A 17,130-nucleotide genomic window follows, 5' to 3' on the forward strand; every position below is an offset into this window, starting at 1 on the left:
GAAAATATGGCATTTTTTTTAAAATAATTAATAAATTTTTTAACAAAATTATAATGGAAGCTAAAATGAATAGAGCAATTTTATTTACAAAAGCACCCAATCTAACCAATAGTAAAACAAGACTAAAAGATTTCCTGTCTGAGAAAGAAAGACTTGATCTGATGAGAAAACTTATAAAGAAAAACTATAAACTTCTAAATCAACAATCAATAGAATCAGTGATATATTTTAGTGGAACTGAATCAGATTTAGACTTTATAGAAGGTCAAAAAATTTCCCAATATGGAAAAGATTTAGGGGAAAAAATGCGAAATGCTATTTTTGATCAGTTAGATAACTACAAGAAAGTTCTTTTAATAGGATCAGACTTAGAAAATCTTACAGAGATACAAATTGAAAATGCTTTCGAAAAACTAGATAAGTTTGATGTAGTAATTGCACCAAGTATTGATGGGGGATATGGCCTGATAGCTATGAAAGAAAAACTGGATATATTTTCTGATATAAAATACTCAACCCCCAATGTATTGGACGATACTATCAAGAAAATAGAAGACCTTGATAAATCATATTTTTTACTTAATCCAATTCGCGATATAGATACCATAAAAGATTTGATAATTGCTGAGTTTGATGATGAAAACATTACAGAGCTTGGTAATGGTGAATACAATTTAAATTATAAACTTAATGATATGGTAATTAGAATAAATCTTGCATCCCAGATGGGTTTAGGTGAAAATCAATTAAAGTATGAATTTGATGCTTTAAAAACTTTAGGAAAATCTAACGTTACTCCTAAGATCTATGATTATTATAAAAATGGCAAATACCTTAATAAATCGTTTATGACTATGGAATATGTCGAGGGTAGACCTCTTAATTATGATACAGATATGGATATTGCAGCAAAATTATTAAGCACAGTCCATAATTTGAAAGTAGACTTCAATAAGTTTATCTGGGCTAAAAAACCTTTTCTTAGCATGTATGAGGAATTTCAGACCATGTTTTTCCATTATCAAAACTATATCCACAAAGATCCAATTGTCGAGTCAAAAATTTTGAAATTTTTGAAAATAGCTAGAGATTCAGGTTTAGATTCTGAAATAGAAAATCCATGCATTATAAATACTGAATTAAACAATCGTAATTTTATAATTGGTGAAAAATCAGTGATAATTGATTGGGAAAAACCAATTATTGGTGAGTGCGAACAAGATTTAGCTCACTTTTTAGTGCCTACTACTACAAATTGGAAAACTGATACAATTTTATCTGAAGAAAAAATGCTATCTTTTTTAAAGATTTATGAGAAGTATCGAGAAGTAGATTATGATAAGTTTTATAAGTACTTAATGTTTAACTCACTAAGGGGAGTGACATGGTGTTCTATGGCAAAGGTAGAATACGAACAAGATAGATTTTTATCTAATAAAGATACACTTATAAAAATAAATAAGTTTTTAAGTATTGAATTTTTAGATATGTTAGAGAAGTTTTATAGGAGCTATAATGGATAATAAAAAATTAGAAAATTTTATGGAAAAGGGCTATAACTGTTCACAAACAGTATTTGCTTATTTTGCTGAAGATTTGGGAATGGATGAAGATACTGCAGTAAAAATTTCTACACCTTTTGAAATGGGAATGTATAAATCCGATATTTGTGGTGCTTTGACTGCATCATATATGGCATTAGGTCTTAAATATGGGTCTACAGATCCTTATAAAAAGATTGAATTGGCTAAGATGATTTATAAACTTGATAAAGAATTTGAAAAAAGAATGGGCCATACAAAATGTTCCAATCTTTTAAAAGTAGATGTAAATACAGATGATGGATTTAATTATGCAGTAGAAAATGATTTGTTATCAAAGATATGTGGCAAATGCATTACAAATGCAATTGAGATTACAGAAGAAATAATGAGGGGAAATGATGAAAATTAAAAATTTATTTATTACAAGTCTCCTGTGCTTAGGGATATTAACCGGTTGTGCTAACAATGCTAATGAGAAGGCAGTAGAAGAAAAAGCACCAGTAGAAACAAGCCAATCAGAGGAAAATGAAGAAATTAAAGAAACTTCTGAAACAAGTGATGTAATAAGTGAAGTAAATTATGACGAAATAGCTAAAAAAGCGGAAGGAACATCTGTAAATTTATATGGATGGGGTGGGGATGATAAGCGTAATCAATGGTTAGATGATTATATAATTCCAAAGATGAAAGAAGATTATAACATCGAAGTAAATCGTGTAGGCATGGATATTGATGAAATATTAAATCTTATGCTAGCAGAGAAAGATTCTGAAGAAGGTGATGTAGATGTGGTTTGGATAAATGGTGAAAACTTTGAAAATGCAAAGAGTAATGGTTTGCTTTTTGGTCCAATAACACAGGTACTTCCAAATTTTAATGATTATGTAGACCAAGATGATGAAGGAATAAAATACGATTTTGGTGAACCAGTAGAAAATATGGAAGCACCATATGGTGGAGCTCAATTTGTATTTATGTATGACAGCTCAAAAATTGATAATCCACCTAAAAACGCTGAAGAATTATTAGAACTTGCCAAAGCAAACCCTAGAAAAATAACTTATGCTTCTTTGCCAGATTTTACAGGTTCAGCTTTTATTAGAAATATTATTTCTGATATCCAAGGTTATGAAGAATTTATGGATAAGGATCTAACTAAAGATGAGCTTAAAGAAATGCTAAAACCAACAATTGATTATTTAAATGAATTAAAACCATATTTATGGAATGAAGGTCAATCTTATCCAGCAGATAACCCAACTCTAGTAAATATGTTTGCAGATGGTGAATTAATAATGGCTATGAGCTATAATCCAAATGCCGCATCAACTGGTGTAGCTGATGGACAATTTAATGAAAATGTAAGGACAGCAGTATTTGATAAGGGGACAATCGCAAATACACACTTCTTAGCAATAAGCAAAGGATCTTCAAACAAAGATGCTTCAACGGTTCTTATAAACTTAATATTATCCCCAGAAGCTCAAATTTCAAAAGCTGATCCTGAAACTTTAGGAGATCTTCCTATAATAGATTACGATAAATTAACTGATGAGCAAAAGAAATTATATGATGAAATTCCAAGCGGTAAATACACTTTATCTACAAAAGAATTAGAAGAACATAGAATTCCAGAAATGCCAGCAAATCTTGTGCCTTTGATTGAAGAAATATGGGAAGAAGAAGTACTAAACTAAAAAACTTACTTAGCTATTCAGGATTAATACTAATATTATTATTAATCTTGATTGGCTTTAGTAAGTCAATGTTAATAAGTTTTGGACTTTTTAAAGAAGTAGGGCTTGATAGTTTTACCTTTGACTTTTATAAAGAAGTTCTTAAAGATAAGACTTTTATATCAAGCCTTATTTTTTCTTTAAAAATTTCTATTATTTCAAGTATTTTAGCAGTATTGCTGGGTATATTTCTTTCTTATGGCATATTTACCAATAAAATATTTGATATTTATTTAAAACTACCCGTGATTGTGCCACATATTATAGTTGCAATTTTGTTTGTAAATTTATTTTCCCAAACGGGGGTGATTTCCAGAGTATTTTATAAGCTAAATTTAATAGATGATTCAAGTTCATTTATTCAATTATTTTATAACAAAAATGCTTTTGGGATAATTTTAAGCTATGCCTTAAAGGGTGGGGCTTATGCAGGCATGGTTTTTTTAGAAATCTATCGAAATATTAGTTCAAATCAGCTACTTGCTGCTAAAAATTTAGGGGCAAATGATATTCAACAATACTATTTTATAATTTTCCCTTTTATAAAAAGGCAAATGATAGAAACTTTTCTAATACTTTTTAATTTCGCTATAAGTTCTTATGAAGTTCCACTTTTGATAGGTCCCATTAGTCCAAGAACTCTTGCTGCAAAATCTTATATCGAATTTACTAAAAATAGCTTTGCCTATAAGCCTAAGGCCTTAGTTATAAATATATTTTTAATCATTCTAGGTCTCTTATCATTAGTAATTGTGTATATCATAAAGGATGAAATTTATGAAGAAAATGTCTAAGATAGTATTATATATTTATATAATTATATTAATATTTGCGGGAATAGATTTGTTATTTACTAGCTTTAGACAAAATTATCCTTGGCCCAACTTAGTATCTGCTAATTATTCTTTACGATCCTATTTGTACTTATATAGAGATAGGAAATTTATCAAAGGAATACTAAATTCATTAATAATTGGCTTAAGTTCTAGTACTTTTTCAGTTTTACTGTCCATTGCAATTACTAAAAAAATTTATTATAAGTCTAAGGGATATAGGCTAATAAGTTTTATAGTTTTTCTACCTTTTTTAATAGGTGCTACTAGTATAGGCCTCGGTTTGCAATTATTTTTTAAATCTATTGGAGTTACTGGCTCAAAAATACTTATTATAATTGCTCAAAGCATTTACATTATTCCTTATGCAGTTAGGATACTAAAAGCTGGGTATAGTTTTCTATCTGATAATCTCATTTATGCTGGAAAAATGTTAGGGGCTGGAGATAAAGAAATTAAAAAAGAAATAGTTTTTCCAATCCTAGCGCCTTTTATAAAGACAGCCTTTATTATGGGATTCATTTTTTCGATTAGCGAATACTATCTAACCCTAGTATTAGGATCTGGCCTTGTAGAAAGTTTTATGACTGTAGCTTTTCCATTTTTTGTAGCTAGAGATAGGGCAATTTATTCAGCAGTGAGCATAGTATTTTTAATTATTAATATAATTTTTATATTAATCATAGAAGTGATTTTTAAAATAGTATTTAGGAGGAAAAAATGGGCCTTATAAGGGCAAAGAATATAAGCAAGTCATATAATAATGAAAAAATACTTGATAATATAAGCTTTGATTTAGAATCTGGTCAAGTTTTATCTATTGTTGGCAATAGTGGATCGGGAAAAAGCACTTTATTAAAAATTCTCTCTGGAATTATAGAAGAATTTTCTGGGAAAATATATTTAAATGAAAAAGAAATCACAAACTTATCTATGAAGGAACGTAAATTTATCCTTATGTTCCAAGATGATGAACTTTTCCCTCATATGACAATTTTTGATAATATTGGTTTTGGCCTAAAAATGGAGGGCAAAGATAAAGACTTTATAACAAAAGAAGTGGAAAAATATCTAAATTTGGTTGGACTAATAGAGCATAAAGATAAGTACCCATCTCAATTATCAGGGGGAGAAAAACAAAGAATTGCCCTAGCTCGTAGCTTGATTGTAAAACCAAAAATGCTTTTACTAGATGAGCCATTTACTGCACTTGATCCAACTTTAAGAGAGATACTGAGAAGCGAAACTTTTAAAATCATAAAGGATCAGAATATCCCAACTATATTTGTAAGCCATGACCTAAATGAAGCAGTAGAAGTAGCAGATAAACTTGCAATCCTTGCTGATGGGAAATTTATAGCCTATGATAGGCCCAAAAATATTTATCAAAATCCAGGTAATAAAACTACGGCAAGTTTCATATTTAAGGATAATATAATAGGTAACAAACTTATCAAAAAATCTGATATTGATATAATAGACGGTGATGATTACAGTGTTATAGAAAAAACTTATAGGGGAGATTATTTTTCTTATAAATTGGATGGTCCATATACTTTGTCAGTAGATAGCCCTAAAGAATATTTTTTAGGTGATAAGATAGGGATAAATATAAAACGAGTGATAGAATTGGAGGAGAAATGGAAAAAGTTATAATAGATACAGATTGTACTGTAGATGTAAAGGGATGTGACTTAGATGATGCTTTTGCAATTCTTTATTTGATAGCCCATCCTGATATAGATGTGAGGCTTATTACAACAACTTTTGGTAATAATAATGAGGATGTAACTTACAATGCTACAAAAAAAATGCTAGATGATTTAAATATTGACATACCACTTGTAAAGGGCGGCCTTTACATCCATGATGCGGCAGAAGCTATAAAAAAGGAAGTTGAAGAAAATGATGATATCATCATTTTATCTTTAGGAGCAACAAGCAATAGTCAAAAGGCTCTAGCTTTAGGAATGGATCCTAAAAGAGTAAAATCTTTTGTAGCCATGGGTGGGATTACAGCTGAGCTTAGATTTAACAAAAAAATTATGCGTGAGCTAAACCTAAGTATAGACTATCTATCCACTATATATGCATTAAAAAGATTTGATAATATTGATGTCATTACTGGCAATAATTGTATGAAGCACAAATATCAAGTGCCAGTTAATGCGGTTTATAAAAGTGAGTTTATGAATTATTTGAAACCATCTCTAAATAGGGTTAGTGAAGAATTTATGGATGAGTTTGGAGAAAGCAAATTAGTTGTTTGGGATGCACTGGCTGCACTTTATATAACAAATCCAGAATACTTCACTGACTATAAAAAAGATATATCATTAGATGAACATTTACTAAATGGATACCTGGTGGAAGGAAATGATAAAAAAGTAAATTTACCAGAAATAAAAGAAAATATAAATGCTATGAAGTATATAGTATCAATAATTGAAAACAATAATTAAAAAGACGGGGAATGATCCTCGTCTTTTTTATATTTTTTTATAAAGTTTAGCTATTTTTTCTATATCATAACCTTTCCTATACATTTTTTGCAAAATTTTCATCATAAATCCAGTCCTTAGGGGATGATTTTTTAATCTTCTTGAAGAAGTATATATAGGGTAGTCTACTTGCTTTAACTTATAACCATGGTCTTTAATATCCATAGATAATTGATAATCTTCCATTAAAGGAATTGCCTTATATCCTCCGATTTTTTCGAAAATTTCTCTTTTTATAAATATGCCTTGGTCACCAAAAGCAATATGTTTTCTCTTTACCCTTAGATTTGAGAAAAATTCTATAAAATCTAGGCTAGGATTTGTTGGATGAAATTTTAAGGTAAAACAACCTGCATCAAGATTGGATTTTTCTATTACTTTTATACAATCAGAACCTATATAGCTATCACAGTGGAGGAAAAATAAGTAATCACCCTTGGCATACTTACTTGCTGCATTCATCTGATTTGATCTATACTTTGTTTCTCTTATTTTAGGATATGTGATTAGGTCGTAAGTTCCATCACTACTAAAACCATCAGTAAATATTACCTCGATATCTCCATTTATTTTATCTAATTGTTTTTCAATTTTTTTTACATTTTCTACTTCATTATAAGTTGGAATTATTATTGTTACCATGTTTTTTATCATATATTTTTTTAGCAAGGAGGGTCAATACTGTAAATGCCACAAGAATTACTATTGAAATTATAAATTCTTTACTACCCACATCTGTTATAGCTGTCCCTACATTTAAATAAACCAAAGTTCCTGGAATAACTGAGATGATAGTAGTAAGTAAAAATGGTACAAATTTTATTTCAGTTAAGCCTGCAAGATAGTTTTCAAAAATATAAGGAACCGCAGGTACTAGTCTAAATATAATAAAAGTAGTTATAAGTTTTTTCTGATCTTTAGTATAAATTAAATCTAAATATTGATCAGGTAATTTATCTTTTAAGATATTATAAACTTTATCCTTAGCATATTTGTGTGAGATTAAATACATCAGTGTTGTATTTGTAGCAACCCCAATTGTTGTATATATTAGTCCGTTTAAAAATCCAAACAATGTTCCACCTACTATTACAATACTAAGGGTCGGGAATAAAAAGACAGGTAGTATTGTAAATGCGATTATATATATTATAGGTGCTAAAGCTCCATAAGATTCTATTTTTGCTTGTAATATGTCTATATTAATTGATTTGTTTACCCAAACTATTAAAGCTATCACAAGGATAGCTTTAATAACATTATAAATTCGTTTTGTGTTTTTCATTATATCTTTTTCTTATGAAAGCTACGAGAACAGCAAGGACAGATATGATTATTACAAACATAAATATTCCACGAGCTCCGCCATCAAGCTCTCCACCTGTGTAGGAATACACAATAGTTGCTGGTAATTGTCCAAGTCCTGTAGCTAGGAAAAAGCCCCAGAAACCCATTGATGTAAGTCCTGCAGCATAGCTTACAATATCAAAAGATATAAATGGTAAAAGTCTTGCTAAAAGAATAGTGTGTTTACCATATCTTGCAAAGAAATCTTCGATATTTTCTAAAGCACCTTTACTAGAAAGTTTGATAACTGCATCACGGCCTAGTGATCTTGCTATAAAAAAGCATAGTGCGGCTCCAACCATAGCTGAAGACCATGAAAGTATAGCTCCCTTAACCCAACCAAAGATAGCTGCATTGGCTAGTGTTATCAAAACTGCAGGGATAGGTGCTATAACAGATTGTAAAACCATTAATAAAAAAGAAACTACAGCTGCTTTTGCACCATAACCACGGATGTATTCAATAACACCACTTAGTCCACCAGTACTGATAGCTTTCAAAGCGTTATTAATTCCATTTCTAAATGATGGAATTATGAAGTAAGCTAGTAATAAAACTAATAGGGGCACCAAAATAGCAAGTTTAGAAGAATTTTTTAATCGTTCTTCTTGTGGATTTGTCTTATCTGTGTGTCTCTGTGTCATATTTTATTACCTTAATTTTCAGATAGATCGTATCCGTCGTATTCTTTAGTACCATCAAGAGCGTTTATTACTTCATGTCCTTCATTTGCTAACATATCAGCTACTTTAAATGATCTGTTTCCTGAGTAGCAATGTGTTAAGAATGGTTTATCAGTTGGTAATGTTTTGATTAATTCTTCAGTTTGATCAACTGGAACATTGATTGCTCCTGCTAAGTGACCTTTATTGTAGTCTTTCTCATCTCTAACATCTACGATTGTGTAATCGCCTGTTTTTGCAAGTTCTATAAATTCTGGTCCTGATACTGATGTTACTTTTGTTTTTGTGGTGTAATCAAAGTCCCTGTATGCTCCAGCAGATTTTACATTTGTAAATCCATTATCTACTAAAGTCTTATAAGCTTCTTCTGCTTTTCCAGTAGTTTCACCGTAAACAACAACATTTTTGTCTTTAGAATCAGCTAGTTCATCAATTCTTTCAGCTAATTCATCAGCTGGAAGTGTGATAGCGTGTTTTACGTGTCCTTCTTTGTAAGCATCAGCTTTTCTTGTATCAATTACTAGATATTTTTCCTTTTCGTCGTTATCTTCTTGGATTTTATCTAGTTCTTCACCTGTAATTGTTTTAACTTCAGTTTCGGAATTATCTTTAGCAGTATCATCAGTGGTTGCTTCATCTGTTGTAGATGTTTCTGATTTGTTATTATCTTCACTTGTAGTTTCTGTAGAAGTAGTATCTTCAGTTTTTGTTTCTTCTGGTGCTGTAGATGTGTTATTTCCACAAGCTGTTAGGACAAAAGTACCAATTAGCATAAGTGTAAGTAGTTTATTTGTGTTTTTCATATTTTTCTCCTATTTTGTTAAATTCTAAAATATTTATCAATAGCAATAAAAATGATATTGCATATTTAATAAGTTTAAATTTATTAATATTAATGGTCATTAAGATTAATATTGCAATTGTAGACAATAAATTAATAACTCTTAATGTTTTGTATTTATAAAAGTTATAGATTAAATAAATCAATAATCCCAAGCTAATAAGTATTATTATGATTTTAATATTATAATTATTTTCTAAATTGTAATTATAGTAAACTAATGTTCTTTGAACTCCCATTTTTTTTCTTGAAAAGTATTGGATTAAAAAAATGCCTAATAAGAAAATAAATTGAAAGATCGAAAGTATAATATTTTTATTCTGTGGCTTTATCATTTGATAATTCGCCAACTTTTTTTATTTCTGCACCATCTTTTGGATCACCTAGTTGGGCTGGAAGTTCATCGTGCATTTGCCATTCATTCCATCCGCCATCAAATAATTTTGTTTGAATTCCTTTTTCGTAGAATTTTAGGATTGGCAGGGCAGCTCTCCAACCAGTTCCGCAGTAAAATACCATTTCTTTGCTGGTGTCTACACCTTCAGCCTCTAACATTTTTATCATATCTGTGTAGATGATATATGTTCCATCTGGATTTTTATAGTCCGCTTCATCATGGCCGTATATTGCACCTGGCAGTTCACATGCTTTTGGAATATAAGAATATCCACTGGTTTCACCGACATATTCTTCATAGCTTCTAGTAGAAATGTATTGAACATCATCATTTTCATCTTCAATGTCTTTTTTAGCTTCTTCTAGGCTCACTATAAATTCTGGGTGGGCAGGATATTCACCTTTAAAATCATCTTTGGCAACTGCTTTATTTTCACCATCTTCTGTTTCATAACCCTTGTCCATCCAAACTTTAAGGCCGCCATCAATTAGCTTTATGTTTTCAACACCTTCTATCAGATAGGCTAGAGCTACTCTTGGTGCTCCAGAATCAGGACCGTATAAAAATACTGTTGTATCTTTATCAATTCCGTAATCTAGCATTGATTTTACAATTTCATCATCGCTTTTTAAATTCCAAACTGGGCCCTCTTCGATAGTATCAGTATTTATATGAATAGCTCCTGGGATATGATTTTTTAAATAATCCTCGCTGGCGTCAGCTTCACCCCAAGTAACTTCTGCTATTACATAATCACCAACATCTTCTTTGCCATCAATTACATCTTTTACATAGTCAGCTGTAACAAAAATATCCTTGTTTTTTGTCCTTCCACAGCAATCAAGTATTTCACCGTCATCAGAATCTTTGATAGTTTCAGATGCAATTTCTTTTTTTTCATCATTTTTTGATTCTTCATTTGATTCTTCTACTTCATTGCTGTCTGATGTTTCTTCGCTTACTTTTTCATTTTCTGCAGTATTTTCATTTGCATTTTGATTTGAACAAGCTGTAATACTTAAAACAAAAAACAAAGTAAAAAATGAAAGGCCAAGTTTTTTTATGATTTGATTAATATTTAATTTTTTCATTTATTCTCCTGTTTATTTAAAAAATTTCGCTTTAAGTGCATTTTTTAAATAATCCGCATTTACTTCTTCATCGATGCCTAAAAATACTGAGACAAAGTGGTGGACCTTGTTATATTTGGAAAATCGCATAGAACAAGTTGCACAATAAGTATAAATCTCATCATTTTTAATAGATTGAGCCATACCATCTGCTATTTCTTTTTCCTTTTTACTTGCTAGACCTCCTGCACCACAGCAATTAGTTGATTTAAACTTATCTTGCCATTTTGGAGCGTGTCTTTTAATGACTTCAAATATTTCTTTATTATATCTATCAGAACATGGGTAAAATACATTGCATTCATGATCTATGTCTTTTATATAATTATATTCTTCTAGCCATTCAAATATAGAAATTATTTGAGCATCGTATTTATTTTTCATCTGATGGTAGCAGTTTGGACATGCAGTTACAATCCTATCTATATCCAGATTTTTTATTTCATCCTCTAATAACTTACTAGGAGTATCTTTGTATCCTGAGCTTTTAACTGGATTTTTGCAACAGTCGATAGAAAAATCAAAACCCTTATCTTTAAATAAGTCTATTAAAGTCTTAGAAGTTTCTGGATAAAATGCTGGAAAGTTGCAACCTAGATATAAAAGATCCCTTGATTTACCTTTGTTTTTTGGAAGGTTTCTAAAGGGGTAGGATTCTTTAGTAAGTTTTACGAGTTTATATTTTGGAGTATTTTGTCTAAATGCCAGTGAAATATATTTGCCGTTTAAATTTTTAGGACAAACATCACTACATTTATTGCATAAAAAGCATGAATAAGCTAAGTCTTTTCTTTTAGTAAAATCTAATAAGTTTATACTATATTTACTCAAAAATGGACAATTATCAGTACATAGCCCGCACTTGATACAATTGTCCTTAACTATTTTCAGATAATCCATTTTATTTCCAATCTTTATGATAAAATATTTTAAGTGTGTACTAAAGCCTAGGGCTTATCTTAAAATATTAAATTTAGCTTATAAATATATTCAAACTTCATAGTGTACTTATTGCCTTTGCAATTATGAAAATGTTGTCATATATCCGTTTATATATTAACACAAAAGATTATTTTGTCAATATATATACAGCAAATCTAGAATGCTTATAGTATAATATAACAAATATATATGATATAATAGGTCCAAATAATGGAGGATACAATGTCTATAAAATACGTAAATAATTTAGGCAAGGTTACTATAGATGATTCTGTACTCAGCAATATAGTTGCAGCTACAGTAATGCAATCATATGGTGTAGTCGGCCTTGCATCACAATCAGCAAAAGATGATATTTATCAATTATTAAAACTAGAAAATATGAGCAAAGGTGTAGAAATACATAGAAGAGATGATGGAACTCTTACAATTAATATTTCAATTTTTATACTGTATGGGGTAAGAATTTCAGTAGTAGCACAAAATATAATTGACAATGTAAAATATACAGTCGAAAAATCTCTAAATGTTAGAGTTTCTGATGTAAATATTTTGGTGCAAGGAATAGGACAGTAGGTGAATATGAGAGAAATTGATGCAAATAAACTCCACCAGATGATAATTGGAGCTTATGAATTATTAAATGAAAATAAAGAGATGGTTAATCAATTAAACGTCTTTCCAGTTCCAGATGGAGATACTGGAACAAATATGACTATGACTATGAAGTCAGGGGTTGATAAAGTTAATCAATTAAATAGTACTAGTTGCTATGAAATTGCAAAAGCTTTATCCCAAGGAACCCTTATGGGAGCTCGTGGGAACTCCGGGGTTATCCTATCTCAACTTGTAAGAGGACTATCTAAAGCTATTAAGAACAAAGATATTATCGAAAATTCTGATATAAAAGAAATTTTTCAAATAGCAAATCAAACAGCTTATAAGGCTGTAATGAAGCCAACTGAGGGGACAATCCTTACAGTTAGTCAAAAGATGACTGATAAAGCAAATGAAGTCTATAGCGAAGAAATTAACTTAGATGAGTATCTATTTGAAATAATTAGTGCAGGGCAAAGAGCATTAGATAACACACCAAATCAACTTCCAGTATTAAAAGAAGCAGGTGTGGTTGATTCTGGTGGACAAGGATTGATTACTCTACTTAAAGGTGCATTTACTGCTTTAAATAGTGATATCAAAATCGAGGATATTCATAGCAAAAGTCAAGCAGCAAAAAAAGATTTGCCTTATGAATTAAGTTTTGAGATAGCCACTACAGAAGAGTCTTATAAAACTATTTTAAAGAATCTTGAAACAATGGCCGATGAAATAGAAGAATCTTTTGAAGATAAAGTATTAAAAGCAAGCTTAAAAACTGATAACCCATATGGGTTACTACAAATGTTAACTGTAGATGGAGAGATTTTAAAGGCTGAGTTTAAAAATTTAAAACCAAATGCAGAAAAAGTTACAAGCAAAAAGTCAAGTCAAGCTAAAAAGTATGGTTTTATAGCTGTAAGTCGCGGTGAAGGCTATGATGCAATCTTAGAATCAATGAATGTAGACGAAATCATTTCTGGTGGCCAAACTATGAACCCATCCACAGAAGATATTTTTAATTCATTAGATCGTGTTAATGCTGAAAACATTATTATTTTTCCAAATAATAAAAATATAATAATGAGTGCTAAACAGGCAGCTGAAATTACAGAAAAAAATGCAGTCGTTGTAGAAACTAGATCTATACCAGAAACATTTGCTGCAATGCTAGAATTTGACGAAGATAGTGATATTGAAACAAATGTAGAAAATATGAACGATGCTATCAAAGAAATGCACGTAGCTGAAATTTCTATATCTATCCGTGATACTTCAATCAATGGCATAGAAATTGCAAGAGATGATTATCTAGGAATACTAGATGGTAATATCGTAACATCAAATGCAAAAATTGTTGATACAGCATTAAAAACTATTGCAAGTGCATTAGAGGATAATGAAGATTTATCGCTTATTACTCTATATTATGGAGAAGAAATAGACAAAAAAGATGCCAAAGACTTGGTAAATAAAATCAGCAAGAAAAATAAAGATGTCGATGTAGAGCTAGTTTATGGTGGACAACCAATTTATTATTACACAATAACACTTGAATAATGGACTTACTTGATCTAAAAGGCATTGGAAAAAAGAAAAAAGATACACTAAGAAAACTAAATATCTACATGGTTTCTGATTTGTATAATTACTATCCGACTAGTTTTGAGGATAGAAGTCATAAAACAAATATATTAAAGGCAAATCCAGATAAAAAATCATATTTTGAATGGAAAATAGTAAGTAGGTCATATCAAAATCGTACCAGAGTAGGGATTATAACTTACTTGTTTGCCTTTGAAGAAGAGACAAATCAAAAAATAAAAATCATATGGTTTAATGATAGATTCTCACATCAAAAATTAAAAGTGGGAGATAACTATAAATTTTATTGTAAAGTGAAATCAGAAAATGGGATTTACGAGACTGTCAATCCAATTTTTTGTGAACTAGATGATGAGCAGATTGGCAACATAATTGCAATCTATCCGCTTACAAGTGGGATAAATCAAAAGCAATTATCTGGATTTATTAAAGAAAGCCTTAAAAACTTTGATAAGGATGAAGAGATTTTAGATACTAGTACTTTGAATAAAATCTCCTTTAATACTAAGCTGGATAATTTAAATCAAATTCATTTTCCTACTGAAAAAGAAAATTTGATGGCTGCTAAGTCACAAATTAAAATTATAGATTTTGTAAAAGAACTTATCTATATTGACTATATAAATCAAAATCTCCAAAGAAAACAAAGTTTAGATCTAAAATATGATTTGGATAATATATTAGGGAAATTAGAATTTAAACTCACTAGATCTCAGCTTATTTCTTTAAAAGAAATATTAAATGATGCAAGCAAAGATCAATTGATGAATAGGTTATTAATTGGTGATGTAGGATCTGGAAAAACAATTGTTGCTATAATTGCAATGATTATATTTGCCTTAAATGGATATCAAGCTGCTATGATGGTTCCAACAGAGGTCTTAGCTATCCAACAATACGAAAAAAATTTAGATTTAATCAGAAAATTTGGATTGCATTTAGGATTGCTAACTGGATCTCAAAAAAATAAGGATGAGATTAAGGAAAAACTTGCTAATGGTGAAATTGATATTGTAATTGGCACACATGCTCTTATTCAAGAAGATGTAATTTTTAATGATTTACGTTTTGTTGTAAATGATGAGCAGCATAGATTTGGTGTTGGACAAAGGCAGGCTTTGGGCAAAAAAGGTGAAAAAGTTAATTACCTTACCATGACTGCAACTCCAATCCCAAGAACAATTTCCTTAAGATTATCTAAAATTTTAGATTTATCAATGATAAATGAACTTCCAAAAGGCAGAAAACCAATTACTACAAGTGTAATCACTGAGGCAATGGAAGAAACATTATTTTATGAGATAAACAAAAATTTAGATGAAGGACGACAAGTCTATGTAGTTTCAAATAATATCGATGCCGATGATAAAAATAGTGTAGAAAAGCTATACAAACGTTATATAAAACAATTTAAAACGAGGAATGTAAAAAAACTTCACGGGGATATGAAAGCCGCCGATAAGGATAAAACTTTGAAAGAATTTGCTGAAGGGCGTATAGATATTCTGATTTCAACCACAGTAATTGAAGTTGGAATAGATGTCGCAAATGCTAACACAATGGTAATTTATAATGCAAATCACTTTGGACTTTCATCTCTCCACCAATTACGAGGCAGGGTTGGTAGAGGCCAATACGATTCATATTGTTATTTAGTAAGTAAACATGCTGATAATATGGCAAAATTAAATATCTTGGTAAATAACGAAAATGGCTTTGATATTGCAAAAAAAGACTTTGACCTACGTGGTGATGGTAAAATTTTATCATCCATCCAACACGGTAGAAATATCAGCCAAATAGAGTTTTTAAATATGGCAAGTGAAGAGATTGATAAGGGCTTTAAAATATTTGATTATCTAAAAGCAAATAATTTTAGAGGAGTAAATTTTTCTTATGTAGAGAAATTTTTTGAAATGGATAAAAGGATAATTTTAAACTAATGAGAGTAGTAGCAGGAAAATATAAGGGTTTTAATCTAACCGCACCCAAAAATAAAAATACTAGACCTACTGATAATAAAATCAAGGAAGCAATTTTTGATATGCTTTATCCAATGAAGACAAATGGTAATGCCCTAGATTTGTTTGCAGGAAGTGGGCAAATGGGTATAGAATTTTTATCAAGGGGTATGGATTTTATTTATTTTAATGAGATAGATAGGTCAAGTTTAAAAACTCTAAATGAAAATTTAAAAAAAATTAATAATCCAAATTATGAACTTACTAAATTAGAGTATAAATTGGCCTTGGAAAATTATAAAAACAAGGGGATAAAATTTGACTATATTTTCCTAGATCCGCCTTATGATGAAGAATATATCACACAATCTATCGAATTAATTTTAAATTATGAATTGTTAAATGACGATGGTATAGTAATAACTGAATCAGATAGAAACATTGAGTTTTCTGATACATATGATTTATATCTCATTAAAGAGAAAACTTATGGAAGGAAAATAGTTAAAATTTATATAAAATGAAAGTAATATATCCCGGAACCTTTGACCCACCAACATTTGGGCATCTTGACATTATAAAAAGACTTAGTCAAATGTTTGATGAAGTAGTAGTTGCACTTTTGATAAATGGTAATAAAAATCCGATTTTTACCCTAGATGAAAGAATCGAAATGATAAAATCAGATGTAGAAGACCATAATCTTAAAAATGTAACTATAAAAACATTTGATGGCCTGATGGTAAACTTTGCAAAAGAAGAAAATGCACACATAATTGCAAGAGGGTTGAGGGGCATGGCTGACTATGAATATGAAAGAAATCTTGCAAGGGTAAATGAAGCACTTTTTAAAGGACTTGAAACAGTTTATCTTTTAAGCAATCCTGATTATTCGCACATTAGCTCAAGCATGGTAAAAGAAGTTGCAAGCTTTGAAGGAGACATTTCCTCCTTTGTAAGCGCAGATGTTGAACGTAAAATGAAAGAAAAATTCAATTATTAAGGAGGAAAAC

The 17,130-nt window shown here is 30.0% G+C and carries 19 protein-coding genes; 12 read left to right on the forward strand and 7 right to left on the reverse strand.

What is annotated here, in order from left to right; translation table 11 throughout:
* Nucleotides 1-65 precede the first annotated feature (65 nt).
* The 7 genes from ACKRLN_RS02420 to ACKRLN_RS02450 are packed head-to-tail and all read left to right on the forward strand — an operon-like array spanning nt 66 to nt 6,575.
* Complete coding sequence (locus ACKRLN_RS02420; protein WP_416335159.1) at nt 66-1,523, forward strand: TIGR04282 family arsenosugar biosynthesis glycosyltransferase; 1,458 nt, start codon at nt 66-68, stop codon at nt 1,521-1,523.
* Nucleotides 1,516-1,953: a C-GCAxxG-C-C family protein gene (locus tag ACKRLN_RS02425; RefSeq protein WP_416335160.1), complete on the forward strand. Its 438-nt coding sequence runs from the start codon at nt 1,516-1,518 to the stop codon at nt 1,951-1,953. Before ACKRLN_RS02420 ends, ACKRLN_RS02425 begins: the two co-directional genes overlap by 8 nt.
* Nucleotides 1,943-3,241: an ABC transporter substrate-binding protein gene (locus ACKRLN_RS02430; protein ID WP_416335161.1), complete on the forward strand. Its 1,299-nt coding sequence runs from the start codon at nt 1,943-1,945 to the stop codon at nt 3,239-3,241. Before ACKRLN_RS02425 ends, ACKRLN_RS02430 begins: the two co-directional genes overlap by 11 nt.
* Nucleotides 3,217-4,074, forward strand: coding sequence for an ABC transporter permease subunit (locus tag ACKRLN_RS02435; RefSeq protein ID WP_416335162.1), 858 nt, complete (start codon nt 3,217-3,219; stop codon nt 4,072-4,074). The genes ACKRLN_RS02430 and ACKRLN_RS02435 overlap by 25 nt, the downstream gene beginning before the upstream one ends.
* Nucleotides 4,067-4,846 carry an ABC transporter permease gene (locus ACKRLN_RS02440; protein ID WP_416335373.1) on the forward strand — a complete coding sequence of 260 codons (780 nt, stop codon included), beginning with the start codon at nt 4,067-4,069 and terminating at the stop codon, nt 4,844-4,846. Before ACKRLN_RS02435 ends, ACKRLN_RS02440 begins: the two co-directional genes overlap by 8 nt.
* The gene (locus ACKRLN_RS02445; RefSeq protein ID WP_416335163.1) at nt 4,834-5,769 is read left to right on the forward strand and encodes an ABC transporter ATP-binding protein; all 936 of its coding nucleotides are present in this window, start codon (nt 4,834-4,836) and stop codon (nt 5,767-5,769) included. The genes ACKRLN_RS02440 and ACKRLN_RS02445 overlap by 13 nt, the downstream gene beginning before the upstream one ends.
* A complete protein-coding gene (locus tag ACKRLN_RS02450; RefSeq protein WP_416335164.1) occupies nt 5,754-6,575 on the forward strand; it encodes a nucleoside hydrolase in 822 nt (273 codons plus the stop codon). Before ACKRLN_RS02445 ends, ACKRLN_RS02450 begins: the two co-directional genes overlap by 16 nt.
* Nucleotides 6,576-6,602: 27 nt before the next feature.
* Here the strand turns inward: ACKRLN_RS02450 and ACKRLN_RS02455 are convergent, their stop codons facing one another.
* From ACKRLN_RS02455 to ACKRLN_RS02485, 7 genes are all read right to left on the reverse strand, one after another.
* Entirely contained in the window at nt 6,603-7,256 is a 654-nt protein-coding gene (locus ACKRLN_RS02455) for a TIGR04283 family arsenosugar biosynthesis glycosyltransferase (RefSeq protein ID WP_416335165.1), read from the reverse strand.
* Nucleotides 7,228-7,899, reverse strand: coding sequence for a TVP38/TMEM64 family protein (locus tag ACKRLN_RS02460; RefSeq protein ID WP_416335166.1), 672 nt, complete (start codon nt 7,897-7,899; stop codon nt 7,228-7,230). The genes ACKRLN_RS02455 and ACKRLN_RS02460 overlap by 29 nt, the downstream gene beginning before the upstream one ends.
* Nucleotides 7,874-8,605, reverse strand: a complete 732-nt coding sequence (locus ACKRLN_RS02465; RefSeq protein ID WP_416335167.1) for a TVP38/TMEM64 family protein — start codon at nt 8,603-8,605, stop codon at nt 7,874-7,876. The genes ACKRLN_RS02460 and ACKRLN_RS02465 overlap by 26 nt, the downstream gene beginning before the upstream one ends.
* Nucleotides 8,606-8,616: 11 nt before the next feature.
* Nucleotides 8,617-9,447 (reverse strand): rhodanese-like domain-containing protein, encoded by an 831-nt coding sequence (locus ACKRLN_RS02470; RefSeq protein ID WP_416335168.1) that lies wholly within the window; start codon nt 9,445-9,447, stop codon nt 8,617-8,619.
* Nucleotides 9,431-9,724, reverse strand: a complete 294-nt coding sequence (locus ACKRLN_RS02475; protein WP_416335169.1) for a hypothetical protein — start codon at nt 9,722-9,724, stop codon at nt 9,431-9,433. Before ACKRLN_RS02475 ends, ACKRLN_RS02470 begins: the two co-directional genes overlap by 17 nt.
* A gap of 76 nt (nt 9,725-9,800) precedes the next feature.
* Nucleotides 9,801-10,973 carry a sulfurtransferase gene (locus ACKRLN_RS02480; RefSeq protein ID WP_416335170.1) on the reverse strand — a complete coding sequence of 391 codons (1,173 nt, stop codon included), beginning with the start codon at nt 10,971-10,973 and terminating at the stop codon, nt 9,801-9,803.
* Nucleotides 10,974-10,985: 12 nt separating this feature from the next.
* The gene (locus tag ACKRLN_RS02485; RefSeq protein ID WP_416335171.1) at nt 10,986-11,912 is read right to left on the reverse strand and encodes a (Fe-S)-binding protein; all 927 of its coding nucleotides are present in this window, start codon (nt 11,910-11,912) and stop codon (nt 10,986-10,988) included.
* A gap of 264 nt (nt 11,913-12,176) precedes the next feature.
* Here ACKRLN_RS02485 and ACKRLN_RS02490 point away from each other — a divergent pair, with 264 nt between their 5' ends.
* Genes ACKRLN_RS02490 through coaD form a run of 5 tightly spaced genes read left to right on the forward strand, consistent with a single transcriptional unit; the run spans nt 12,177 to nt 17,120 of the window.
* Nucleotides 12,177-12,530 carry an Asp23/Gls24 family envelope stress response protein gene (locus ACKRLN_RS02490; protein WP_203127310.1) on the forward strand — a complete coding sequence of 118 codons (354 nt, stop codon included), beginning with the start codon at nt 12,177-12,179 and terminating at the stop codon, nt 12,528-12,530.
* Nucleotides 12,531-12,536: 6 nt separating this feature from the next.
* On the forward strand, nt 12,537-14,111 hold the full coding sequence (locus tag ACKRLN_RS02495) for a DAK2 domain-containing protein (RefSeq protein ID WP_416335172.1): 1,575 nt from the start codon (nt 12,537-12,539) through the stop codon (nt 14,109-14,111).
* Nucleotides 14,111-16,099, forward strand: coding sequence for an ATP-dependent DNA helicase RecG (locus ACKRLN_RS02500; protein ID WP_416335173.1), 1,989 nt, complete (start codon nt 14,111-14,113; stop codon nt 16,097-16,099). The genes ACKRLN_RS02495 and ACKRLN_RS02500 overlap by 1 nt, the downstream gene beginning before the upstream one ends.
* Nucleotides 16,099-16,641, forward strand: coding sequence for a 16S rRNA (guanine(966)-N(2))-methyltransferase RsmD (rsmD, locus tag ACKRLN_RS02505; RefSeq protein ID WP_416335174.1), 543 nt, complete (start codon nt 16,099-16,101; stop codon nt 16,639-16,641). The genes ACKRLN_RS02500 and rsmD overlap by 1 nt, the downstream gene beginning before the upstream one ends.
* Complete coding sequence (gene coaD, locus ACKRLN_RS02510) at nt 16,638-17,120, forward strand: pantetheine-phosphate adenylyltransferase (RefSeq protein WP_416335175.1); 483 nt, start codon at nt 16,638-16,640, stop codon at nt 17,118-17,120. Before rsmD ends, coaD begins: the two co-directional genes overlap by 4 nt.
* The last annotated feature ends 10 nt before the right edge of the window (nt 17,121-17,130 follow it).

Origin of the sequence: Anaerococcus sp. AH8042_DFU013_CI05 (assembly GCF_047936775.1) — a bacterium.
Lineage (GTDB): Bacteria > Bacillota > Clostridia > Tissierellales > Peptoniphilaceae > Anaerococcus.